The 2,500-nt window shown below is 53.6% G+C and carries 1 rRNA gene (only partly in view); it reads left to right on the forward strand.

Features of this window, described 5'->3' with window-relative positions:
• A 23S ribosomal RNA gene (locus ACSQ3L_RS08710) occupies positions 1 to 2,267 on the forward strand; it begins 555 nt to the left of the window's first position.
• Positions 2,268 to 2,500 lie beyond the last annotated feature (233 nt).

A 2,500-nucleotide genomic window follows, 5' to 3' on the forward strand; every position in this document is an offset into this window, starting at 1 on the left:
AAAGAGTACCTGAAACCGATTGCCTACAAACAGTGGAAGCCCAAGGTTCGTCCTGGGTGACCACGTACCTTTTGTATAATGGGTCAGCGACTTAGTGTGACGAGCAAGCTTAAACCGCTAGGTGTAGGCGCAGCGAAAGCGAGTCTGAATAGGGCGTTCAGTTCGTCGCATTAGACCCGAAACCGAGTGATCTAGCCATGAGCAGGTTGAAGGTAAGGTAACACTTACTGGAGGACCGAACCCATAACTGTTGCAATAGTTCGGGATGACTTGTGGCTAGGGGTGAAAGGCCAATCAAACTCGGAAATAGCTGGTTCTCCGCGAAATCTATTTAGGTAGAGCGTCGACCGAATACCCCAGGGGGTAGAGCACTGGATGGGCTAGGGGTCCTCACCGGATTACCAAACCTAACCAAACTCCGAATACCTGGGAGTACTAGTCGGCAGACACACGGCGGGTGCTAACGTCCGTCGTGAAAAGGGAAACAACCCTGACCTACAGCTAAGGTCCCCAAGTTATGGCTAAGTGGGAAAGGATGTGAGGATCCCAAAACAACCAGGATGTTGGCTTAGAAGCAGCCATCATTTAAAGAAAGCGTAACAGCTCACTGGTCTAAATAAGGGTCTTTGCGCCGAAAATGTAACGGGGCTAAAGCCATACACCGAAGCTTAGGGTTTGGTCCGCAAGGGCCAAGCGGTAGCGGAGCGTTCTGTAAGCTGATGAAGCCATACCCGTGAGGGGTGGTGGAGGTATCAGAAGTGCGAATGCTGACATGAGTAACGTAAGGGGAGTGAGAGACTCCCCCGCCGAAAGACCAAGGGTTCCTGCTTAAAGCTAATCTGAGCAGGGTTAGCCGGCCCCTAAGACGAGGCGGAAACGCGTAGTCGATGGGAACCACGTTAATATTCGTGGGCTTGGAGGTAGTGACGGATCATTGAGGTAGTCCAATCTTATCGGATTGAACGGGCTGCTGCGTGGTTCCAGGAAATAGCTCCTCCTTATAAACCGTACCCGAAACCGACACTGGTGGTCTGGTAGAGTATACCAAGGCGCTTGAGAGAACTATGCTGAAGGAACTCGGCAAATTGCACGCGTAACTTCGGAAGAAGCGTGACCCTTTTCTACGCAAGTAGAGGAGGGTGGCACAGACCAGGGGGTAGCGACTGTTTATCAAAAACACAGGGCTCTGCGAAGTCGCAAGACGACGTATAGGGTCTGACGCCTGCCCGGTGCTGGAAGGTTAAGAGGAGGGGTGCAAGCTCTGAATCGAAGCCCCAGTAAACGGCGGCCGTAACTATAACGGTCCTAAGGTAGCGAAATTCCTTGTCGGGTAAGTTCCGACCTGCACGAATGGCGTAACGACTTCCCCGCTGTCTCCAGCATAGACTCAGTGAAATTGAATTCCCCGTGAAGATGCGGGGTTCCTGCGGTTAGACGGAAAGACCCCGTGCACCTTTACTATAGCTTTACATTGGCATTCGTAGTGGCATGTGTAGGATAGGTGGTAGGCTTTGAAACCTGGGCGCCAGCTCAGGTGGAGCCACCCTTGAAATACCACCCTTATTACTATGGATGTCTAACCGCGGCCCGTTATCCGGGTCCGGGACAATGTATGGTGGGTAGTTTGACTGGGGCGGTCGCCTCCTAAAGAGTAACGGAGGCGCGCGATGGTGGGCTCAGAACGGTCGGAAATCGTTCGCTGAGTGCAATGGCATAAGCCTGCCTGACTGCGAGACTGACAAGTCGAGCAGAGACGAAAGTCGGTCATAGTGATCCGGTGGTCCCGCGTGGAAGGGCCATCGCTCAACGGATAAAAGGTACGCCGGGGATAACAGGCTGATGACCCCCAAGAGTCCATATCGACGGGGTTGTTTGGCACCTCGATGTCGACTCATCGCATCCTGGGGCTGGAGCAGGTCCCAAGGGTATGGCTGTTCGCCATTTAAAGCGGTACGTGAGTTGGGTTCAGAACGTCGTGAGACAGTTCGGTCCCTATCTGCCGTGGGTGTAGGAATATTGAAAGGATCTGTCCCTAGTACGAGAGGACCGGGATGGACGGATCTCTGGTGGACCTGTTGTGGCGCCAGCCGCATAGCAGGGTAGCTATATCCGGACGGGATAACCGCTGAAGGCATCTAAGCGGGAAACCCACCTTAAAACGAGTATTCCCTGAGAACCGTGGAAGACGACCACGTTGATAGGCCGGGTGTGGAAGAGCGGCAACGCTTGAAGCTTACCGGTACTAATAGTTCGATCGGCTTGATCGTTCTCATTCCTTATGCTCATCTGACGAAGTCAGATGATCTGTTCTCACTCACGCTTGTTCCGCCCTGCGGGCGGCGCTACGTGGGTGCGGCGCATCAGCGCCGACGGTCGGTCGACCTTGCGAAGCTTCGCTTCGAAAGGCGCCAACCCAAAGAACCGTAAAGGCACACAAAGACCAGCGAACAGCTCAGAGAAAGCAGCAAATAGGGGTCCCTATTCGCTACTCACTATTGGC

This window comes from Mesorhizobium sp. LjRoot246 (genome assembly GCF_964254115.1).
In the GTDB taxonomy this organism is placed as follows: domain Bacteria; phylum Pseudomonadota; class Alphaproteobacteria; order Rhizobiales; family Rhizobiaceae; genus Mesorhizobium.